An 18863-nucleotide genomic window follows, 5' to 3' on the forward strand; every position below is an offset into this window, starting at 1 on the left:
TCATTGGCAACGGCGTTAAAACGCATCAAGGCCAATCAGAATCATTACACCTAGGGTACATGTGAACGTTGAGACGACGGTGGTCAAGGCGATGATGTTGGCAGCAAGTGTTGCGTTACCTCCCATTGAGCGTGCCATTACATAGCTGGCGGCGGCCACCGGAGAGGCGTTCATGAAGAACAGTATCCCCAGCTCTACTCCGCGAAATCCCCACCAATAGCCAGCACCTGTGATGGCGATAGGGGCGAGCACCAGTTTGTAGCCGGCGGCAAACCAGGTTGGCTTTTGATCGCTCTTCATCGACGAGAGATTGAGCGACCCACCGGTACAGAGCAAGGCCAAAGGGAGCGTCATACGCGCTAAATAGTCACCTGCGTCAACGGCCACCTTAGGGACGGGAATAGATAATAGATAGAACACCACGCCGGTGACGATAGCGATGATCAGTGGGTTTTTGGTCAGGGTTTTGACCATCACTTTTGCAGCCTGGGTGCCAGATGTCTGCCCGCGAGGGGTTAAGCAAATCACCGCTTGAACATTATAGATAAAGGTTGTAGCCGCGACGTAGAGCGCGGCTTGTGCGACGCCTTGATCGCCAAAGGCGTTGGCCACATAAGCGATACCTATGATGGCGGTGTTGGCGCGATAGCCACCTTGGACAATCACCCCTTTATCCGCTGAGCCAGCAAAAGCACCGTTGACGGAGAGTGTGGTGAAAATGAAAAATGCCACACTGGCAATGGCACCAAAGCCGATAAATCGCCCGGCTGAGACGAAGTCGTGATCGGAGATGACGATACTCAAAAAGAGCATGGCAGGTAGGCAGACTTGAAACACCAGCTTTGACGCGACATCGATAAAATTGTCGTTGATTAAACCGATGCGCTTAAACGCCACACCCAATACCAGCATCAAGCAAATAGGGCCGGTAATGGAAAGTGAGAACTGTAACTGACTAACAATGGCGTCCATGCGTGATCCGATTATGAAGAAATAAGTGGAGAAGAATCCACAACATAGCGATTAGTTGGCGAGATCACAATAGCGACATCTTACCAAGGTGAAAAACAGTCAAGCCTGGTGTTCTCACCAGGCTTGTTAGGCGCAGCTTGTTTGCTTGAGTGTCTCAATATGGGTTACTTGAGCTTTACCGCATTGATGAGTCGATAGCTCGGTCCTGCGACCTCAGCGGTGATCACGCTCAGCGATTCGACGTTCGCACCTGCACCTTCGTAGGCATAAAAACCACCAATTTGTGTTTTGCTTGGTAGCGTCGCACTGTAATCATTGATCTGTTCTTTAGCCGTGACTGTGCCGGCGTAGAATTCATTGTGATAGGTCGCGTTGACCAGTGGGTGTTCATCAGTCGCTCGTACACTAACAAATTCTGGATTGCGCGTATTGTCTACCACGTTTGAGTCGAAGTCGACATCTACGCCTGTGTAGATAGTATCGACGACGTCATTGTTAAACAGGCTCACGCGGTGCGTTTGATTGCCGTAGACCATACCCCACTCAGTATCCACTAAGGTGTTGTGGTGAATCTGAATATTTTTCGGTGTCCACTGCTTGTTGAGCTCTTTCCCTTTGACCGCTTGATCCAGCATTTCACCGTTCGCCACATCAATGATGCCCGTATTGATCACGACACCGCCGCGCAAATCGGCATTGCCCTCTATCAATCCATCACGTCCACGGGTACCTGAGATGTAATTATTGCTGATCACATGGTCTTCGTCATAAATGCGAATGCCGCCAGTCAGCAATTTCTCATTGCCGACGATGATGTTGCTGTCGACAGTGTTGGCTTTACCGTGACGCAGCGAGATCAGTGCTGCACTTTCAAAAATGGTATTGCGCGCAATGGTGTTACCACCGGATTTGATGGAAATCAGCTCTCGCTCACCATCCATATTGATCAGCAGGTTATCGACAAACTGAGAATTCGAATGCCACTGAGACGATTTAGAATCACCAATGCGAATCGCTTCCCAGCTATTGCCGTTGTAGCGAATGGCTTCTTTGATATCCAACTCATTGAACTGATTCTGTTGCTGATCGAGGAAAATGTTATGTGCGATCAAGTGGTTATCCGGCGTGTCATCTTTTTGAACGCCGATTAACGTGCCACGCTTTTGCTTGCCTTCAAATTGGTTGTTGATGACTTTACCGTCTTTGCCCCAGAGTGATAACCATAGGTACTTCGGGTACTCAGAGCGGCGTTCATCTGGCTCATACGCATAGTCATGGTTGAAGTAGTAGAAGGTTGAGTTTTGCAAGGTATTGCGATCGCCCATCATACGTACCGCACCAAAGCGCTCGGCTGGACCACCTTCGGTAAAGACCAGGCCATCAAGAGTGATGTCGTCGCCTTCAAGGACAAATTGCACTAAGCCTGTAAGCCACGCGCTACCTGCTTGCTCTGCGTTGATGGTGATATTGTTGGCAGAAATCGTGACGACGCCAAGATCTGCATATTTGCCAGCAGGTAGAGTGACAGTGTCACCATCTGCTGCATTTTCCAGTTGGGCTTTGAGTTTCGCGGTTTCTTGCGCTGAATGTTCAATCAACGCACTGCCGTCAACGATATCGAGTCTCGTTGTTGAAAGAAGGTAGTCTCGGGTCAGTGTATGTGCAGAGATATCCGCCGTGGCGGGTGTGGGTGCATCTAGGGCTAGCTCATTTGATTGTGTGGTCGTGCATGCTGTCAAAGTAACAACAGAAAGAGAGGCGGCAATCACGCCCGCCAGTAGAGTTATTTTCATTGTTGGTCTCAGTCTACTTAGGTAAGGAAACATACTCAAAGCGTCTTATGTGATGGAGCAAAATGGAGGTGACACAAAACGCCTTGAGTATGTAAGGCGGCCGAAGCCGCCTTGATTAAGAGAGTTACGCCGAAAGAGAGCGTTTATGCTGTCGCAGATTTTGACTCTTTTTTGTCTTCAATGCTCTGATCGACCGCTTTGACCAGCAGTAGACCAACACCCATGACAATGGCGCCGCAGAGAATAAAGATGAAGCGTCCCCATAGCGGGTTAGGCAGTAAGAACATCGCCATCACACCCACACCCGCTACTGCGATAAGAGAACCCAGCATACGACGTTGTTTGTTGTCGAGTTTCTTCTGTTCCGTTGACTCAGAAACTAGTGGTGTTGCCAAGTTTTCGAAGAACTTATCGACGTTCTTCTGGCGCTCTTCAGAAAGAGGCTTGTAGAACAGGGTAGTGAGGATAAAGAAGCCGCCTGTAAACACTAGGTGTCCAATCAGACCAATCGCCACTTTCAAGTCAGACCATTCACGACCTGTTAGTGGTTCAAGGTTGAACCAGTTTGCGACCATTTCTGCATTGATCACAAAGCCCACGTAGTAAGAGACGATAGCACCGACAACCAGCGTACCCCAGCCAGCCCAGTCCGGAGTTTTCTTGATAAAGAAGCCAAGGAAAGCAGGGATGGTCATTGGGAAGCCAATCAAAGCACCTACGTACATCATGGTATCAAATAGGCTCAAACCTTTGAGTGAGTTGATAAATAGTGCAACGAGAATGATCGCAATACCGAAGAAGGTAGAAGTCAGTTTCGATACAAGCACCAACTCTTTCTCTGTCGCGTCTTTACGCAAAATCGGTTGGTAGAAGTTCTTAACGAAAATACCAGAGTTGCGGTTGAGGCCAGAGTCCATGGATGACATGGTCGCAGCGAACATCGCCGCAATCAGTAGACCAACCATACCCGCTGGCATGTACTCTTGGACAAAGTAGAGGTAAGCAAAGTCACCCGCTTTCTTGCCTGCTTCAGGGTATTGCATCGCTAGGTCGACACCTTGACCCGCAATAAACCAAGACGGCATAAACCAAATCAGTGGACCCATTGTCATCAGAATGCACGCCAGTAGAGCGGCTTTCTTCGCATTTTTGGAGTCTTTTGCCGCCAAGTAGCGGTAAGAGTTCAACATGTTGTTGGTGATGCTAAACTGCTTGAAGAAGATAAAGAATGCCCAGATACCAAAGATGCTTAGATAGTTGAGGTTGTTACCTGAAACAAACGACGCGCCTTCTTGTACCGGGAAGTTGCTGACGATCTCACTCACGCCGCCACCTTGGATAACCGCTACAACCGCACACGTCACGGTCACAGCCATAATGATCACCATCTGCATGAAGTCAGAGGCAATTACCGCCCAAGAGCCGCCGGTGACCGACATCACCAATACAACCAGACCAGTAATAATAATGGTGGTGGTCATATCAAAGCCGAAAATACCAGAAGCAATGATCGCTAGGCCGTTTAGCCAAATACCGGCTGAAATAACGCTGTTTGGCATACCAGACCAAGTAAAGACTTGCTCGTTGAAGTTACCAAAACGCATGCGAATCGCTTCAATGACCGTAACAACGCGAAGTTGGCGGAATTTCGGTGCAAAGTAGAGGTAGTTCATCAAGTAGCCAAACGCGTTGGCAAGGAAGATAACGGCTACCGCAAAACCGTCTGCGTAGGCTTTACCCGCCGCACCGGTGAAGGTCCAAGCACTGAACTGCGTCATAAACGCGGTCGCGCCGACCATCCACCACAGCATGCTGCCGCCCCCGCGGAAGTAGTCACTGGTGTTACTAGTGAAGGTTCTGAACATCCAACCTATCGCAATCAAGAATAGGAAATAGATGCCAACAATAATTGTATTGAGTTCCATCTTTTGACCTTTGTAATGTTATGTAATGTCACCTCACTATGTTATCTAGCTCTTTGTTTATTTGTACTACAATAACTCAAAAATGTGACCGATGATCGAAGAGTGTTGGATTAATAAATCATACAAGTGATCGAGATCGAATCTCTAAATATTCAATGATCGCGATAGAGTTGGAGGTTGCTCCATTGGAGCTAAATTAAAACGGTGTTTTAATTGTATGATTTAAATTAGGGGGGGAATAGGATAAAAAAACGCCCACATATTGCCTGTAATATGTGGGCGCAAACGGTATGGGTACCGTCTGGATAATCACCATCGTCGTTACACTTAAACCAGTGATACACATCAAGACGCAAAGACGGAACGGGGGTGAGCGATGTCCTGTCTTTTGAGCCGTGATTGCAGCACCAGATCTTCGAGCGTTTAAGCTGCCGGAGCGAGGCTGTGTCCAGAAAATATTATTGTTAATTAGGTTGGGAGCGAACTTAAAACTCACTTCGCTGCTTGTTTCACTGAGTAGAGAGCATCGACAATGCCAATAACACCTTCGAAACAAACAGCAATAATACTGTTGCGACCATCAACACACGTGCACTTAATACCAGCGTTCCAATCAAACTTGCTTTGAGCATGGTGGTCAAAGTTTGCATTGTTTGGTCGCTATTCCTGCCTTAGTGCGTTGTTCAGTCGTCTTTTTTGCTAACTGTTCAACATCCAACGCTGCGTATAGTAATGTAGGACTATTAAAAATGAAACTGTTTTTTATAAAAATCAAATCAAGCGCACATTTTGTGTTCAGTGACGATTCGCCACTTCTTGTCATCACCCCGTACAATCAGTCATTTAGCAAAATCAAAGCCCAAATGATGAAGGGCCTGTCACTGCTTTGTTACCAAAATCGGAAATGAATCACAGAAACATTTTATTTCCTTACTGGTATTTTAATACTACAAATAAGTGAAAAGCAAGGAAAAACATGAAATTTAATGTGAAACCTCTACGTCTTGCCGCTATCGTGTCGACGGCTCTGTTAAGCAGCCAAGCGGTGTCAGCGAATTTTGTCTTTTTGGATCAGAATGTCATCGAAAAAAATCGCGCCGTTCTCCATTCCCAAGAGGCACCGCATTCGATGAAAGTGGCGTATCAACGTCTACTGTAAGAAGCGGGTCTTGCGATGCAAGATGGGCTTTTTACAGTCGTCGATAAGAGAATGACACCTCCCAAGATGCTCCTCGACGTGTTGAGCGCATGACCCCCTTTACCTCAAAGGCGGCATCGCCACGGGCAACCAGGAGTGGGTCAACCTCGCCAAACAAACGAACTTTGATGCCTATACGGTCAAGAAAAATCTCGCTGAGGTCTGGGCTCAGAGAGATATAGAGTTGCTTTATTCTACCTACTAATCCTTTTAAGGCCTCTTCGGAGGTCTTTTGGTTGCCTCATGTCCAACACTAAGTATGGATAGAGTGAATGAGTGATATGATAATTACTTTTTAAAAGTAATACAAAATAAATTATTTCATTTTGTAAACGACAGCTTTAGATCACACGCTCAACAATAGGTTTTCAAAGTGTTTTTACATAAATTCGTTATAAAACAAAGTATTAAATTTATTCTCTGGATTGGCTTTTAGTTAAAAAACAAACCAGGTGATGAAAGTCACAGAAAGGGATTGTGGTTTTTAGTTATTATATTTGTATTACATTAACACATAATAAGGTCTAAAAATGAAAAAGCTGACTAAAACCTCACTCGCGGTGGCCACTCTATTAGCAACAACTGCGGTATCCGCCACGACGATTAACTTGCGTCACGAATACATTGATCGTGACGATGCGGACTACAGCCATGCAGATCGTATTTCGGTCTCTCACCGTTTTAGCAACGGCATTGGTTTCTCAGCGGAAGCAAAATGGCGCTATCAAGATAGTGATAAACAAAAAGGTCTCATTAACAACGGTCATGAAGTAGGGGTAAGTTACAACCACAAGTTGAATGATACATTCACTCTACAACCTTCCTACGCGGCAGATGCAAGCAACAACGCCAATCAAGTGACACATAAGTTCAACATTCGTGGTATCGCAAAAATTACTGACGAGTGGACCACTAGTCTTCGCTACCGTTATGGTTACCAAGCAAAAGCGAATCGTTCGGATAGTAACGGTCACTACCATCAATATAATCTAGTGAGCAGCTACAACTTAGGTTGGAGCAGCTTTGGCGTCGATTTAGAGTATAAAGATCTACAGAGTGGTGGTTGGAAAAACAAAGGTTCAGATCATCTCGTAAACTTCTTCGGTGAGTACAAAGGTCTGGAAAGTGGTTGGGTACCGTTTGCAGAACTTGGTGTCATCACGACCAAGGACGACGGTTCCGCTTATAAAGAAGATTACACTTTACGTTACCGTGTAGGTGTGAAGTATAGCTTCTAACTCCTCATAGTAGATAGTGAAAAGACCTAGCGTTTGTGCTAGGTCTTTTTGTAGAGAGCCACAATATATCAATGCTTGTCAGGAGTTTGATGCTTACACTTCGGGCTGAGCGGAGGTGACTGTGCGTTTCTTTCCTCTTATCCACCGTTTCCAACGTATTGGCATCATTGGAACAATAATCAGTATTATGCCTAGCGCTGTGAACAAATCAGGGATTTCATCAAACCACATCACACCAAACAGAGTGACAAAGGCAAGGCCAGAGTATTCGGCGAGCGCGATTTGGCTGGCGGGGGCTCGGCGAAAGGCTTGTACAACAAGGGCATGGTAGCTCAGCACAAACAGGTTGATCGCTACAATCCAGCCTACGTGGTGCCATTCGATAGGTTGCCACTCAAGGTAGGCAATGACGGCGCCGATGGGCAGAGTCATTAAGGTGGTCCAAAACAGAGTGCACACCAAGGGCTGATTTTGAGGCATACGTCTGATGAGAATGTTACCCACCCCCATGGCGAGCGCACTGCCTAGCGCGATGATGGCCGCCCAGTGAAAGTGCTCCGGGCGCAAGACAATCAAAACACCAATAAAGCCCAGTAGCGTGGCAAAAATTTTGCCCGCGGAAGGGCGCTCTCCCAAAAATACGATGGAAAGCGGCAACACTAACAGTGGCCCAACGTAGAAAATCGCATTCGCGGTCGCCAAGGGCAGGTGAGTAATGGCCACCATGGCACATGCGCTTCCCAATAAAATCAATTGTGCGCGCCAAAAGGTAATGCCATCACAGCCCATTCGACGGCGCTGCTTGGGGAGTGACCACCAAAAGGGCAGTAGCAGAGTGAGGCTAATCAATTGACGGAGGAAGACATATTGAAATGTCGGGACTTCACCATTGAGGATTTTTAACGATACATCAGACAGTGAAGCGAGTAAGTTTGCGCCAACCAGCAGGAAGATGGCGAACGAGACATCATTTTTTTTCATACAGTGTGTTTAAGGTGCGGGAAAACCGAGTTAATGACTGAGTTTATACAACTGGCTCAGCGTCACCGTCTTGTGGGAAGCGATGCGTTTTTTCTGCGCCAATAAAAGTTCTGCCGTGGCGACCGCATCCGTGAGGGCGTTGTGGGCGAAATATTCGGGTAGTTGATAGCGTTGTCGTGTGGCTGAGAGCGACACGTCGATCTCTTCGTGGTGATTGATCGCTTTTGCCATCTTCTTTTCGATACACAAGGTGTCGAGCCAGGTGAGAGGAAAAGCGTTCAGGCCAAATGATTTAGATAAGTAACGATTGATGAAATTGCTTTCTACCATACAACCGTGCGCGACGAGTATTTTGCCGTGTGCGGCTTCAAAGAAGGTGTTCATCGCATCATGAATCGAAATGCCATCTTCAAGCATTTGTGGCGTAATGTGGTTGATGACTGCTGTCTCGGCTTTGATTTGCGAACGGCTATTAACATAGTAGTGGTGCGCCGAGGTCATATCGATAGACTCGGCGGAGAGCGTGACCCAACCAATCGACAAAATTCTATCTACTTCACTGTCTAAGCCCGTCGTCTCAAGGTCGACAACCAAATAGTCGTAGTCACTTGCAAGCGTCAACAAATTGAGTTCAGGTTGTTTCACCAACGGGTAAAACACATCGGCGAGACGAACATTCGCAAGGTAATGCTCGCGCGCTTTAATGTGATGGGACAGCGGATGGAAATAGCGATTAAAGAGCTGAATCATCGTGAGCCAAACCTTATCTTCGCCCCGTCTTGTAGCTCAGAAACGATACGGAACGCATCTTTTAGGTGATTACGCTCAAAGCTACCGAAGCTGTCTGGGTTGATGTGGTTATCTGCCACCTCACCGCGTTTGAGCGCTTCCACTTGATGGCTAAAGCGAAATGAGAGAATAAACTGATAGGCACGCAAGATGTTCTTATACGAATCTTCACTCATGATGCCTTTTTCAAACGCGGCTTTAAAACGCTCGTCGGTTGCAGAGACATCGGACTCCACTGCTAATCCATAGATACGTGCCAAATCAATGATCAAGTTGATGGCGTATTTCTTAATATTGAGTGTTTTCTTGTTCTCGCCAGATTTTTCTAAAACGAGCTTGTTAAAGATGCCGAGTGGTGGGTTGGTTTGCACCGAATCATTGACGAGGATACTCAAGAAAGCATGGTTATCACGGATGTTGCGATGCAACTCATCACGGAGGATCTGCTCAAACTCTTTGTTGCCGTAGACGGAGCGAATCTCTAAGAACACGCTGATATTCAGCAGCCGCTCATATTCTGGATTCGCGACCCACTTTTTGTAGTAGTGCTTCCAAACGCTCAGCGGCTGGCACCATTTGGGCGTCGCGGCCATGTACTTGCCAGGGCATAAGGGGTAACCACAGCTCGCTAATCCATTGGAGACCATCATCGCCATGTGTTTAAAGTAGATTTTATCACTGTCGGTGGCGTCGTCGGCGAGAACGATCGCACTGTCTTGATCCGACAGCATGTGAACTTCATTACGTGCATGAGACCCGGCCACCAACCAAGAGAACTCACACGGCGGCGGTCCCAATTTGTCGATAGCAATTTGAATCAAACGGCGCGTATAGGCATCCATGATCATTGTCATGACTTTACCGATCACTTCTGGTGCGACATGGCCCTCGACCAGAGCTTCGAAAATTGCTTGTCTTTCCGGTGTGTAACTGGCCAATGTCTTGATACTGCCTGAGTATTTAATCTTTTCAATCAAGAAGATGGCTTGCACGCGGTGGTTTTGCACCAAGTGGGTGGTGGTAAGCAAACCGACCACTTTGTTGCCTTTGACCAAAGGCAGGTTACGGATGTTGAACTGCATCATCATAGAGGCAGCGTGCATCACAAGATCATCTGGGCTGATGGTCAGCGGCGACAGTGTCATGACTTTGGAAATCGGCTCATCGGTGCTGACGTCCTGTGCGATGACGCGTTTGGTCATGTCACGGTCCGTGATGAGACCTACAATTTTTTCGTCCTCGTAGATCACCGCACACGGTGAGCGTTTGATCAGCATCTCTTTGGCAACTTTCTTGATGGAATCTTTAGCATCACCAATCGCAACGCGACCACTGGCAACCTCAGAGACCTTCTTGATAAAGATGCCTTTCTCTTTGTTTGACCACACCACATCTAATGCAGATTTAAGCCGCACTTGAGCTTGGGAAGCAAAGTGCTCTGCGCATTCAGGGTGTGCCTTAAACAGAGCCTTCAGGGCTGAGTGAGGCACGATGTAGAGCAGGGTGTTTTCTAGCGCAATCGCTTTGTAGCCTTTATCGCTGTTACTATCGACATCTTTTGAGAGGAAGGTAAAACCAAAAATATCTTCAGCTTCGAGCTTGGCGCGCAAGACGCCATCGTTTTTACGTTGCTCCATTGAGCCGGTGCGGATCATGTAGAGGGATTTTTCTTTGCCCTCCTTACATAGATCTACGGTGTCTCCTTTGCACAAATAGGTGATCTGAACATTCCCTGCCAATTCACGCACTGCGGTTTTAGGCAGCTTATCAAAAGGGTCAATTTGCGCGATAAATTGGACAATATTTGGCAGTAAAGATTCGGTCATGAGCGATGTGAGTCAACGAGTCAAAATGAATTGTCTTATGATAGCCCCTGTTGCTGGGTGAAGTCCAAATTTAAGTCAACTTTTGCGGAAATTTTGGGAGGTTAGGCGAGATAGAAGTGCGCTAGGCTTGCAGTAAGTTGGATGATTTATGTTGAAAATGACAAAGCCCTCGCATCGGCGAGGGCTTTGAGTTTGATATGTGCCAGTGATCAGTTCACTGCTGCGAGGCGGTGCTTCGAATCTTGCAGGTGAACGATAGACGCTTGACGCGCTTTGTCTGGGTTGCCCGCCATGATCGCATCGTAGATGTGGCGGTGCTCATTGATGCAAGTGCTGCCTTCCTCTGACGAGTGCGCAATAAAGTTGACAAACATGGTGGTCAGAATGTTACCAAAAGGCAGGTAGAAATCATTACCGGTTGCGTTGAAGATCAGGCTGTGGAATCGCGTATCCACTTCCATCCAGCGCTCTTGGTCAAACACGTCAGCTTCGGCAATCTCAACCATCTGTTGGAAGGTCTCAGAAAGTTCAATGCGCTCATCAGCCGACGCATGGATGGCGGCAAGTGCGCACGCTTCGGGTTCAATGGCACGGCGCAGACCCAAGAACTGTGAGCAGAACTGGTCAGTGTCTGTTAGTCCATCCATCCACTCAATCAGTTGAGGGTCGAGGAAGTTCCAGTAGGCACGATTGACCACTCTGGTTCCGACTTTAGGTCGTGACTCAAGCATGCCTTTCGAGGTCAGCAATTTGACGGCTTCGCGCAGGGCAGTGCGGCTGATGCCAAATTGTTCACATAATTCCATCTCACCAGGGAGAATAGAGCCTTGTGCCAATTTGCCAGATAAAATGCCTCGAGCGATTTCTCTCGCGACTTGTACGTGCAGGCTACGTTTTGAACCTGCGATTGAGTTAAAAGCTCCAGTCATCATATTGCTACTTCTTCGACCTGTTTCAATTAAAAATATAAGTATTATTTAAGCCTAAATATAGCACTCTTCTCACCGTTGACCAACCATTGCTTTTGCAAAGCGCGATTGACTCACACTCTTTGTGCCATAAAGGCTCGCACGATCACTCAAAAGGCTCAATCTAGCACGTAGAGAGGGGCGAGTTGCGTCTGTTTTTTGCGCCTTTTTGTGACTAAATGCGTGTTAAATCTGCGCATTATTTCTTGAGTTTGAACTGGTTCACAAATATTAAATGAAACAAAGGTTTATTTTGTTGGGTGGTTATTTTACTGAGAAATTAAGTTGTTAAAAATTGATATTATTGTATTATTAATGGTGTTTGGTGTGTTTTTCTCTCCACGCAACCCTTCGTCTGACCCAAAAGCCGACGCTGACTGGCTTTTTATAATTCAAGCGTTCTTCTTGCTGAGAGTGTTTCGATTATATCATTGTGTCTGTGCTCACTATGGCCTTGTCGTGAACCTGGTCATCATTGGGTGCATCGGGAGTACTGTATGGCGACATTTACCTCAGTCGAGGATTCAAGCCGTAAAATTCACGTTCAAGTCGCGCGGCAGATCGCTCGGCGCATTTTATCGGGGGGATTGCAGCCTCTGGAAAAGTTGCCTTGTGAGCTGGAGATGTGTGACATTTTTGGTGTCAGTCGAACCTCATTACGTGAGTCGATCAAACTTTTGTCCGCCAAAGGACTTATTGAGTCCAAACCCCGGGTAGGAACGCGAGTTCAAGGGCGTAATAATTGGCATTTTCTTGACCCTCAGTTGATGGAATGGATCCAAGATTTAGAGGATAATCAACGTTTTCTTGCGCAGTTCCTCGGACTGAGAAAAGCGATTGAGCCAGAAGCGTGCGCCCTTGCCGCGAAACATGCCTCGGTCGCTCAGCGTAAAGATCTGTCTATTGTGTTTCAGCGCATGACCTTTGCGGCACAGAGCCACAACATGGCGCAGTGGACAGAAAACGATCACTTATTTCACCAACTGATTTTTCAGTCAACAGGTAATCAGTTTTTCTTGCCGTTTAGCAATATCCTCTCCACTATCTTCCGCGAGTTTATTGATGAGTCGGCAGAAGGCGGACGGTTTTGTTTAGCCGAGCACCAACGCATTTACGATGCGATCATGGCAGGAAAATCGGATGCGGCGCGTCTCGCCTCTCAAACGCTACTGAATGATGAGAACCAGCGTTTAGCGCAAGTCGTTTGAAAAAGAATCACCCCAATAACGTCACTTCGGTGACGTTTTTTCGTTTGTTTAAGCATCGGAAATCGAGTCATCACCATGCCCCTTAACCCTTACGTTCGCAAAAACCTATCGCTTGCTTGGCCCTTAGCACTCAATGCATTGCTGATGCAATCCATGCTGATGATCGACACCTTGTTGGTGTCACCGCTTGGTGAGATATCGCTAGCGGCGATGGGGATAGCGTTTACCATCGTCTCTTTCTTGCTCGGGATTCAAATCTCATTGGCCAATGGCTCGCAATTGGTGCTCAGTCGCGCGTTTGGCTCTGGTCAAGAGAGTGCGCTGAATAAGGGCTTCTGGGCGGCGATTTTGATTAATGGCTGTATTGCTGTGCTGTTTTTAGCCTTGTTGATGCTCGCAGACAGTGCGCTTATTAGTGCGCTGACCAATGATGACCTTTTAAAGCAAGAAACCGCGCGTTACTTATCGGTGGCGAAGTACATTGTGGTCATCAACGCGGCGACGCAGGTGATGATTGCCCTCTTTAACGCACTGGGGAAAACCAAGTTGCCGTTTAAAGGGTACCTACTTGAAGCGCCTATTAACGTCGCGGTTTCATACGCGATGATTTACGGTATGGGGTCATGGCAAGGCGTTGGGGTGCAAGGGGCGGCAATCGGAAGCTTGGTGGCGATTACTGTTCGGCTGCTGTTTCTCGTCCTTTGCTTACAGCGTAGTCATGTGCGTCTCTCGCTGCGCACTTTGGATGCGTCATTGCGGCGCAACGCTATCAACCACTTTAAAGAGATCTTTCCCGTGGCGGCTAATGTCACTATGCTGATGACGGGCGCAACACTGTACATGCTGACTTTTTCGCAGTTGCCGCTTTATTCCTACGTGGCGATCACCATTATTATGCCTTGGGTTAAGGCGGGTAATCAGTTCATCACGGCGTGGGCCGTCTCATCGGCCATTACCATTAGCCAAGCGATTGGTTCTAAGCAGCTGGATGACTTACGCAAGAACGTCGATGTCAGTATTGATGTCGCGGTGACCATCTCGGCATTGTCTTGCTTGGCCTTTTTAGGATTAAGCTTTCTGTTGCCCCATTTGTATTCCAATTTGGACCCCGACACCTACCTTGCACTGGCGGTGATTGCACCTTTGTATATATTCCTTCCGATTGTGCGGGGCTATAACACCGTGCATGGGCAGGTTTTGCGTGCTTTGGGTAAAACCACTGAAGTTTTTAAGATCAACTTTACGGGGCAATGGGTGATTGCGCTGCCGCTGTGCGCTGGCATCGTACTGTGGCTAGAAGGCAGTATTTTCTGGGCGTTTGCTGTGATGCCACTTGAAGAAATCGTCAAAGCGTGGCCGTTTAGACGCTTAGCCAGACGTTCTTTGGATGAGTTTGATGCAGAAAAAGCCAAACAATTGATGTATGACTAGAGCGCTTCTAGATGATGAGCGCACTAACGAAGTGCGCGGCTCAATAGGCGCTCAAGTAGTAAAAGCTGGCGTGACAATCGGTTCGATTTAAACGTCAGCACTAACTTGGCCATCCAGCGATTGTAGGTGAGAAAGCGTGCGACAACGGCTAGGTTGTGCGTACTGCCTTGTCCCACTTGCTGTTGCCACTCAGTAAGGAGCGCCAAACGTGTGGCTTGACTGACTCGCGGTAAACGATAGGAGTCGAGTAAAAGCAAGAGCACATCGCGCGTGCGCAGTGTCTGGCAGGCAGAGAAGCGCGACTCTTCGAAATCAATGTAGGTCACCTGTCCAGCGTGATTGATTAAAATATCCCGCATCGCCGGACGGCCATGAATCATGTCTTGTTGGTGAAACGCAATCAGCCCGCGCATCGCTTTGGTTAAGCGCTGTTTGGGGGAGACAGTGTGCGACTCGGTCAAAGGCTGGCCGGCACACTCGGTAACAAACAACCCGCGACCTTGCATCACGACGCGAGGCACCGGGAGTGACCGTTTTGCCGCCTCAATCAAGTGACTCTGTTCAAGCAAAAAGCGCGTTTTGGTGTCGAAGCCACTGTGTAACTGCCAATTTTGGCTTTTTTCTGACAGCGTCATCAGACGATTGAATAGGCGGTTAATTGGATTACGTTTGTTCTCACCACAGAATTTCATCCAGTAGCGCTTATCGTGTCTTTTCAACTGATAAATAAACGTTTTTCGATGTTTAAAACCCATAACCGTACCTATTTGAACGCGCAGAAATCTTATCAACTAGCAACGCAAATAGAGGAGAGGTATTACTCTAGTTTATGTAATAAGCCAATTAAATCAGTGATTTAATTGGTCTGGAGCGTTGCGCGGGGAGTATAGCAAAATCCGGCGTTGTTGATGACGAATAACGGCTATTCCAACTTGGCATAATGTAACAAACTGTGGTGTGACGACTCCCAAGCAGGCTTGGGAGTCTGGGGAAGGGAAAAGCTTACTGGTGCGCGGATTCGAGTTTGGCTTTCTTTTTCATCTTCATTGTTGAGTAGACAGAGAAGATGGCCAATAAGACAAAGCCAAGGGCGATTGGACGTTCATAGAGGAATGACCAGGAGTTATCGTACATCAATAGAGCTTTTCGTAAGTTCGTTTCGGCCATAGGGCCAAGAATGATGGCGAGTAAGATGGGTGAGGATGGAATATCAAGCTTACCCAATACAAATCCAAGTAGGCCAAATGCAATCGCAATACCGACATCGAACATGGAGTTATTGATGGCATAGGCACCGACGATCGATAAGAAAATGATGATGGGTATCATTAAAAGCTTCGGCACTTCGATGATGCGACAGAAAAAACGAATGCCAACTAAGCCGACGATGAGCATCACTACATTGGCGACCAACATCGAGCTAAACACACCGTAAACGACATCTGGATTTTGCGCAAAGAGCAATGGACCCGGTGTGAGGCCTTGCACAATCAAGGCACCAAGTAGTACGGCGGCGACCGCATCGCCGGGTACACCAAGCGTCAATAGGGGGACTAATGCACCGCCGGTAACACCGTTGTTTCCAGCCTCTGCGGCGGCGAGACCTTTCACTGAGCCTTTGCCAAATTCATCAGGATTTTTCGAGACCCGTTTGGCTTCGTTGTAACAAACGAAGGCCGAAATGTCTGCACCCGCACCGGGCACAGAACCGATGGACGTGCCAAGTACGCCGCTTTTCACCGCGGTGGGCATCATCTCTTTTAAATCAGATCGGCTGAGCAATGTGTGGTCGAATTTGGCGATTGAGGCACGTTTCTCATTGAGGAGTTTCTCAATTTGATTGATGGCCTCAGACAGAGCAAACAGACCAATCAGAACCGGAATGACGTTCACGCCACTGTATAAATCCATCACGCCAAAAGTGAATCTGGGTACGCTGCTGATAGGGTCTAAGCCTATCGTAGAGACCAGTAAGCCAATGGTGCCAGCTAACAAGCCTTTAAGAATATTTTGTGCCGAGACACTGGCGATGATGGTTAAGCCAAACAGGGCGAGGGCGAAATATTCCGGCGCGTTGAAGCGTAGGGCGAAATTGGCCAATAGGGGCGCGATGGCTATCAAGACTATGGTACTGATCAATCCACCAATAAAGGACGCGACAGCTGAGATACTGAGTGCACGGGCGGCCTGGCCTTTCGCCGCAAGTGTATGCCCATCCAACACCGTCGCTGCGGAAGCGGGTGTACCGGGCGTCTTAAGTAAAATCGCCGCGATAGAGCCGCCGTAAATGCCCCCAATGTAGACGCCGATAAGCATCACCAGTGCCGGAGTGGACTCCATGCCGAAGGTGAAAGGCAGTAAAATGGCGACCCCCATCGTCGCGGTCAATCCTGGTAGGGCGCCAAGTACAATACCGCCGACAACGCCGAAAATCAGCACTGGCAATACAGCTGGGCTAAAAGCCGTCAAGAGGCCGTTAAACAGATGTTCTAACATACGCCCTCCTTAATAGAAGTAGCCGTCGGGCAAAGCAATGTAAAACACCTCGCCAAACAGATAGTAAACAGAAAAGACAAATACCCACGCCACGGCATAAAATACCGGCTTTTTCACTCTAAAGCAGATCAGGTAGAGGGTGAACGCGAGTAAGCTGGCATACAAGTAACCGATCACGCTGATGAGCGCGGCATACGTAATGAGAAAGGCCAAACCGAACCACGCCATTTTGGAGAAAATCGGCGCATCGCTAGACGCAGTGGTTTTGAGCTTGTGTTGAATAATCAGCGCAACGCAGATGACGATTTGCATCATAGCGATCACGCTCGGGAAGAATTGTGCGTTGACGCTCGCATCTTGAAATCTCGGTTGATCAAACTGAGTGATGACTGCAAGAGTCAGTGCGCTCAATACAATCATGAGAGAAGGGAAAATTACATGACGGTTCATCATAGGGACACCTTGATACAGCAAAAAATGGGAGCCTCAAGAGAAGGCTCCCAATAACTCGACGTCGATCAGTTGATGAGTGTGCTCAGTGCTTTGGTATCGTCTTTGACGAACTGAGTAAACTCTTCGGCGTTCATGTTGTGGATAGTCATCGCACCTTTTTCCATGAACTGTTTGAACTCAGCAGATGCCATTGCTTCATCAAAGGCTTTACCTAAGGTCTCAATGATTTCATCTGGCGTGTCTTTTGGCGCGCCAATACCACGCCATGTACCTGTTACCACATCAACGCCTTGTTCTTTGAGGGTTGGGACATCTGGAATGTACGAGATACGCTCATTAGACATCACGCCGAGCGCTTTAAGCTGACCTGAACGAAGCTGCGCAATCGCTTCTCCTGGCGTAACCATAGTCACGTCGGTGTGGTTACCCAATACAGACGGGATGGCTTCCGCTGCACCGTTGTAAGGAATGGCGTTTAACTTGATGCCTTGGTCTTTTTCTAGAGCCATTAGGTAGAAGTTTGGCGCTGCGGTGGAGGCAAACTTCACGACGCCATCGCCTTTTTTGGCTTCGGCAATCAGATCGTTGATGGTGTTGTATGGGCTGTCTTTGTGCACCAACACAACCGCAGGGTCAAGGTTGACCAAACGGATCAATTTAAAATCGCTCGCGTCGTGTTGCATGAGTCCCATTTGAGGTAATGACGCAATTTCGCGTGTAACGACCGTCAGTGTGTAGCCATCGGGACGTTGTTGAGCACCAAAGCTCATGCCTACGGCGCCTGCACCACCAGTACGGTTCATCACGGCAATGTTTTGACCGAGAATATCTTTGGCAGAATTGGCCAAGGTACGACCTACGGCATCCGTACCGCCACCCGCACCAAAGGGAACAACAAGTCGAATGTTTTTGGTCGGATAGTCGGCGGCGATAGCGCTCGCTGAAGCCATAATGCCCGCGGTAACCAGTAGAGATTTCAGTAGTTTGCTCATAGTCTTAGACCTTCTCTTCACGTTCAGTTTCGGTAAGTTTGTGTAGGGTTGTTACTTTTATTGTTTTGGTACTCGCTCATGCACAGTTGCTCAAATGCGACGGCTAGCCATCCGCTGATGAGCATGTCGTACCATTGTTCGACGCCGCTGCACGCGACGACGACATCGCCGTATACAAAGGAGCCATAGAACAGCAGATCCTCCGATTGCAGTGATGATGTGTGCAGGGTTTGGTTGACCAGGTTAGGTTGACCGCTGCGCCATGCTTGCTTAGCTTTATTAAGGGCAAATTGGTCAAAAGGGATGGTCCACTCATCTGGAGAGCCCAGTGAGGTTTGGTACAAAATGGCCTCTTCGAAGCTTGCCTCCCAAGGTTTGAGCCTTGGGTCCATGATCACTATGTGTAGCTCCTGGCGATTGGTTCGCTCAAAGAGCTTGTCTATAGCGGGTTTGACAAGTTCGACGGCATCTTTAGCTATGGATACGTGATCCTTCTTCATGGGCATTAATTCCGTGTTACGTCCTAATCACAATCAAATGATATTGTATTATTTTAATAATGAACAACGCAGAATTGACTGACTGTTATTTTG

At 47.8% G+C, this 18863-nt stretch carries 17 protein-coding genes; 4 read left to right on the forward strand and 13 right to left on the reverse strand.

Annotated features, from left to right (window positions below; all coding sequences use genetic code 11):
- Positions 1 to 15 precede the first annotated feature (15 nt).
- The 4 genes from AC6R1A_RS11385 to AC6R1A_RS11400 all read right to left on the reverse strand — a co-directional run bounded on the left by AC6R1A_RS11385 (position 16) and on the right by AC6R1A_RS11400 (position 5340).
- Positions 16 to 972, reverse strand: coding sequence for an AEC family transporter (locus tag AC6R1A_RS11385; RefSeq protein ID WP_500632455.1), 957 nt, complete (start codon positions 970 to 972; stop codon positions 16 to 18).
- A 164-nt stretch (positions 973 to 1136) separates the two neighbouring features.
- Positions 1137 to 2765 carry a polysaccharide lyase 6 family protein gene (locus AC6R1A_RS11390; RefSeq protein WP_500632454.1) on the reverse strand — a complete coding sequence of 543 codons (1629 nt, stop codon included), beginning with the start codon at positions 2763 to 2765 and terminating at the stop codon, positions 1137 to 1139.
- Between the two features lie 143 nt (positions 2766 to 2908).
- A complete protein-coding gene (locus AC6R1A_RS11395; protein ID WP_500629362.1) occupies positions 2909 to 4690 on the reverse strand; it encodes a sodium:solute symporter family transporter in 1782 nt (593 codons plus the stop codon).
- A 509-nt stretch (positions 4691 to 5199) separates the two neighbouring features.
- Positions 5200 to 5340, reverse strand: a complete 141-nt coding sequence (locus AC6R1A_RS11400) for a hypothetical protein (protein WP_500632453.1) — start codon at positions 5338 to 5340, stop codon at positions 5200 to 5202.
- Between the two features lie 326 nt (positions 5341 to 5666).
- Between AC6R1A_RS11400 and AC6R1A_RS11405 the strand changes: the two genes are divergently transcribed.
- Positions 5667 to 5849 (forward strand): hypothetical protein, encoded by a 183-nt coding sequence (locus tag AC6R1A_RS11405; protein WP_500632452.1) that lies wholly within the window; start codon positions 5667 to 5669, stop codon positions 5847 to 5849.
- 569 nt (positions 5850 to 6418) lie between these two features.
- Positions 6419 to 7126, forward strand: coding sequence for an oligogalacturonate-specific porin KdgM family protein (locus AC6R1A_RS11410; protein WP_500632451.1), 708 nt, complete (start codon positions 6419 to 6421; stop codon positions 7124 to 7126).
- Between the two features lie 93 nt (positions 7127 to 7219).
- Here the strand turns inward: AC6R1A_RS11410 and AC6R1A_RS11415 are convergent, their stop codons facing one another.
- The 4 genes from AC6R1A_RS11415 to AC6R1A_RS11430 all read right to left on the reverse strand — a co-directional run bounded on the left by AC6R1A_RS11415 (position 7220) and on the right by AC6R1A_RS11430 (position 11651).
- Positions 7220 to 8107 carry a DMT family transporter gene (locus AC6R1A_RS11415; protein WP_500632450.1) on the reverse strand — a complete coding sequence of 296 codons (888 nt, stop codon included), beginning with the start codon at positions 8105 to 8107 and terminating at the stop codon, positions 7220 to 7222.
- 30 nt (positions 8108 to 8137) lie between these two features.
- On the reverse strand, positions 8138 to 8854 hold the full coding sequence (locus AC6R1A_RS11420) for a 3'-5' exonuclease (protein ID WP_500632488.1): 717 nt from the start codon (positions 8852 to 8854) through the stop codon (positions 8138 to 8140).
- Entirely contained in the window at positions 8854 to 10722 is a 1869-nt protein-coding gene (locus tag AC6R1A_RS11425; RefSeq protein ID WP_500632449.1) for a DUF294 nucleotidyltransferase-like domain-containing protein, read from the reverse strand. Before AC6R1A_RS11425 ends, AC6R1A_RS11420 begins: the two co-directional genes overlap by 1 nt.
- A gap of 209 nt (positions 10723 to 10931) precedes the next feature.
- The gene (locus tag AC6R1A_RS11430) at positions 10932 to 11651 is read right to left on the reverse strand and encodes a FadR/GntR family transcriptional regulator (protein ID WP_500626929.1); all 720 of its coding nucleotides are present in this window, start codon (positions 11649 to 11651) and stop codon (positions 10932 to 10934) included.
- A 536-nt stretch (positions 11652 to 12187) separates the two neighbouring features.
- Between AC6R1A_RS11430 and AC6R1A_RS11435 the strand changes: the two genes are divergently transcribed.
- Positions 12188 to 12898 carry a FadR/GntR family transcriptional regulator gene (locus tag AC6R1A_RS11435; protein ID WP_500629356.1) on the forward strand — a complete coding sequence of 237 codons (711 nt, stop codon included), beginning with the start codon at positions 12188 to 12190 and terminating at the stop codon, positions 12896 to 12898.
- Between the two features lie 75 nt (positions 12899 to 12973).
- On the forward strand, positions 12974 to 14329 hold the full coding sequence (locus tag AC6R1A_RS11440) for an MATE family efflux transporter (RefSeq protein WP_500632448.1): 1356 nt from the start codon (positions 12974 to 12976) through the stop codon (positions 14327 to 14329).
- Between the two features lie 23 nt (positions 14330 to 14352).
- Here the strand turns inward: AC6R1A_RS11440 and AC6R1A_RS11445 are convergent, their stop codons facing one another.
- From AC6R1A_RS11445 to AC6R1A_RS11465, 5 genes are all read right to left on the reverse strand, one after another.
- Positions 14353 to 15084: a BUD32 family EKC/KEOPS complex subunit gene (locus tag AC6R1A_RS11445; protein ID WP_500632447.1), complete on the reverse strand. Its 732-nt coding sequence runs from the start codon at positions 15082 to 15084 to the stop codon at positions 14353 to 14355.
- A gap of 247 nt (positions 15085 to 15331) precedes the next feature.
- A complete protein-coding gene (locus tag AC6R1A_RS11450) occupies positions 15332 to 16825 on the reverse strand; it encodes a tripartite tricarboxylate transporter permease (protein WP_500632446.1) in 1494 nt (497 codons plus the stop codon).
- A gap of 9 nt (positions 16826 to 16834) precedes the next feature.
- Positions 16835 to 17278 carry a tripartite tricarboxylate transporter TctB family protein gene (locus AC6R1A_RS11455; protein ID WP_500631558.1) on the reverse strand — a complete coding sequence of 148 codons (444 nt, stop codon included), beginning with the start codon at positions 17276 to 17278 and terminating at the stop codon, positions 16835 to 16837.
- 65 nt (positions 17279 to 17343) lie between these two features.
- On the reverse strand, positions 17344 to 18270 hold the full coding sequence (locus AC6R1A_RS11460) for a tripartite tricarboxylate transporter substrate binding protein (RefSeq protein ID WP_334550603.1): 927 nt from the start codon (positions 18268 to 18270) through the stop codon (positions 17344 to 17346).
- Between the two features lie 23 nt (positions 18271 to 18293).
- A complete protein-coding gene (locus AC6R1A_RS11465; protein ID WP_500628437.1) occupies positions 18294 to 18770 on the reverse strand; it encodes a hypothetical protein in 477 nt (158 codons plus the stop codon).
- Positions 18771 to 18863 lie beyond the last annotated feature (93 nt).

It is taken from the genome of Vibrio sp. R10-SG3-ISO3, assembly GCF_059834225.1.

What these genes read in the sequence shown, in the direction of transcription:
- AC6R1A_RS11385 (WP_500632455.1), bottom strand. Translation starts at nt 972, where the DNA reads ATGGACGCCATTGTTAGTCAGTTACAGTTCTCACTTTCCATTACCGGC.
- AC6R1A_RS11390 (WP_500632454.1), bottom strand. Translation starts at nt 2,765, where the DNA reads ATGAAAATAACTCTACTGGCGGGCGTGATTGCCGCCTCTCTTTCTGTT.
- AC6R1A_RS11395 (WP_500629362.1), bottom strand. Translation starts at nt 4,690, where the DNA reads ATGGAACTCAATACAATTATTGTTGGCATCTATTTCCTATTCTTGATT.
- AC6R1A_RS11400 (WP_500632453.1), bottom strand. Translation starts at nt 5,340, where the DNA reads ATGCAAACTTTGACCACCATGCTCAAAGCAAGTTTGATTGGAACGCTG.
- AC6R1A_RS11405 (WP_500632452.1), top strand. Translation starts at nt 5,667, where the DNA reads ATGAAATTTAATGTGAAACCTCTACGTCTTGCCGCTATCGTGTCGACG.
- AC6R1A_RS11410 (WP_500632451.1), top strand. Translation starts at nt 6,419, where the DNA reads ATGAAAAAGCTGACTAAAACCTCACTCGCGGTGGCCACTCTATTAGCA.
- AC6R1A_RS11415 (WP_500632450.1), bottom strand. Translation starts at nt 8,107, where the DNA reads ATGAAAAAAAATGATGTCTCGTTCGCCATCTTCCTGCTGGTTGGCGCA.
- AC6R1A_RS11425 (WP_500632449.1), bottom strand. Translation starts at nt 10,722, where the DNA reads ATGACCGAATCTTTACTGCCAAATATTGTCCAATTTATCGCGCAAATT.
- AC6R1A_RS11430 (WP_500626929.1), bottom strand. Translation starts at nt 11,651, where the DNA reads ATGACTGGAGCTTTTAACTCAATCGCAGGTTCAAAACGTAGCCTGCAC.
- AC6R1A_RS11435 (WP_500629356.1), top strand. Translation starts at nt 12,188, where the DNA reads ATGGCGACATTTACCTCAGTCGAGGATTCAAGCCGTAAAATTCACGTT.
- AC6R1A_RS11440 (WP_500632448.1), top strand. Translation starts at nt 12,974, where the DNA reads ATGCCCCTTAACCCTTACGTTCGCAAAAACCTATCGCTTGCTTGGCCC.
- AC6R1A_RS11445 (WP_500632447.1), bottom strand. Translation starts at nt 15,084, where the DNA reads ATGGGTTTTAAACATCGAAAAACGTTTATTTATCAGTTGAAAAGACAC.
- AC6R1A_RS11450 (WP_500632446.1), bottom strand. Translation starts at nt 16,825, where the DNA reads ATGTTAGAACATCTGTTTAACGGCCTCTTGACGGCTTTTAGCCCAGCT.
- AC6R1A_RS11455 (WP_500631558.1), bottom strand. Translation starts at nt 17,278, where the DNA reads ATGATGAACCGTCATGTAATTTTCCCTTCTCTCATGATTGTATTGAGC.
- AC6R1A_RS11460 (WP_334550603.1), bottom strand. Translation starts at nt 18,270, where the DNA reads ATGAGCAAACTACTGAAATCTCTACTGGTTACCGCGGGCATTATGGCT.
- AC6R1A_RS11465 (WP_500628437.1), bottom strand. Translation starts at nt 18,770, where the DNA reads ATGAAGAAGGATCACGTATCCATAGCTAAAGATGCCGTCGAACTTGTC.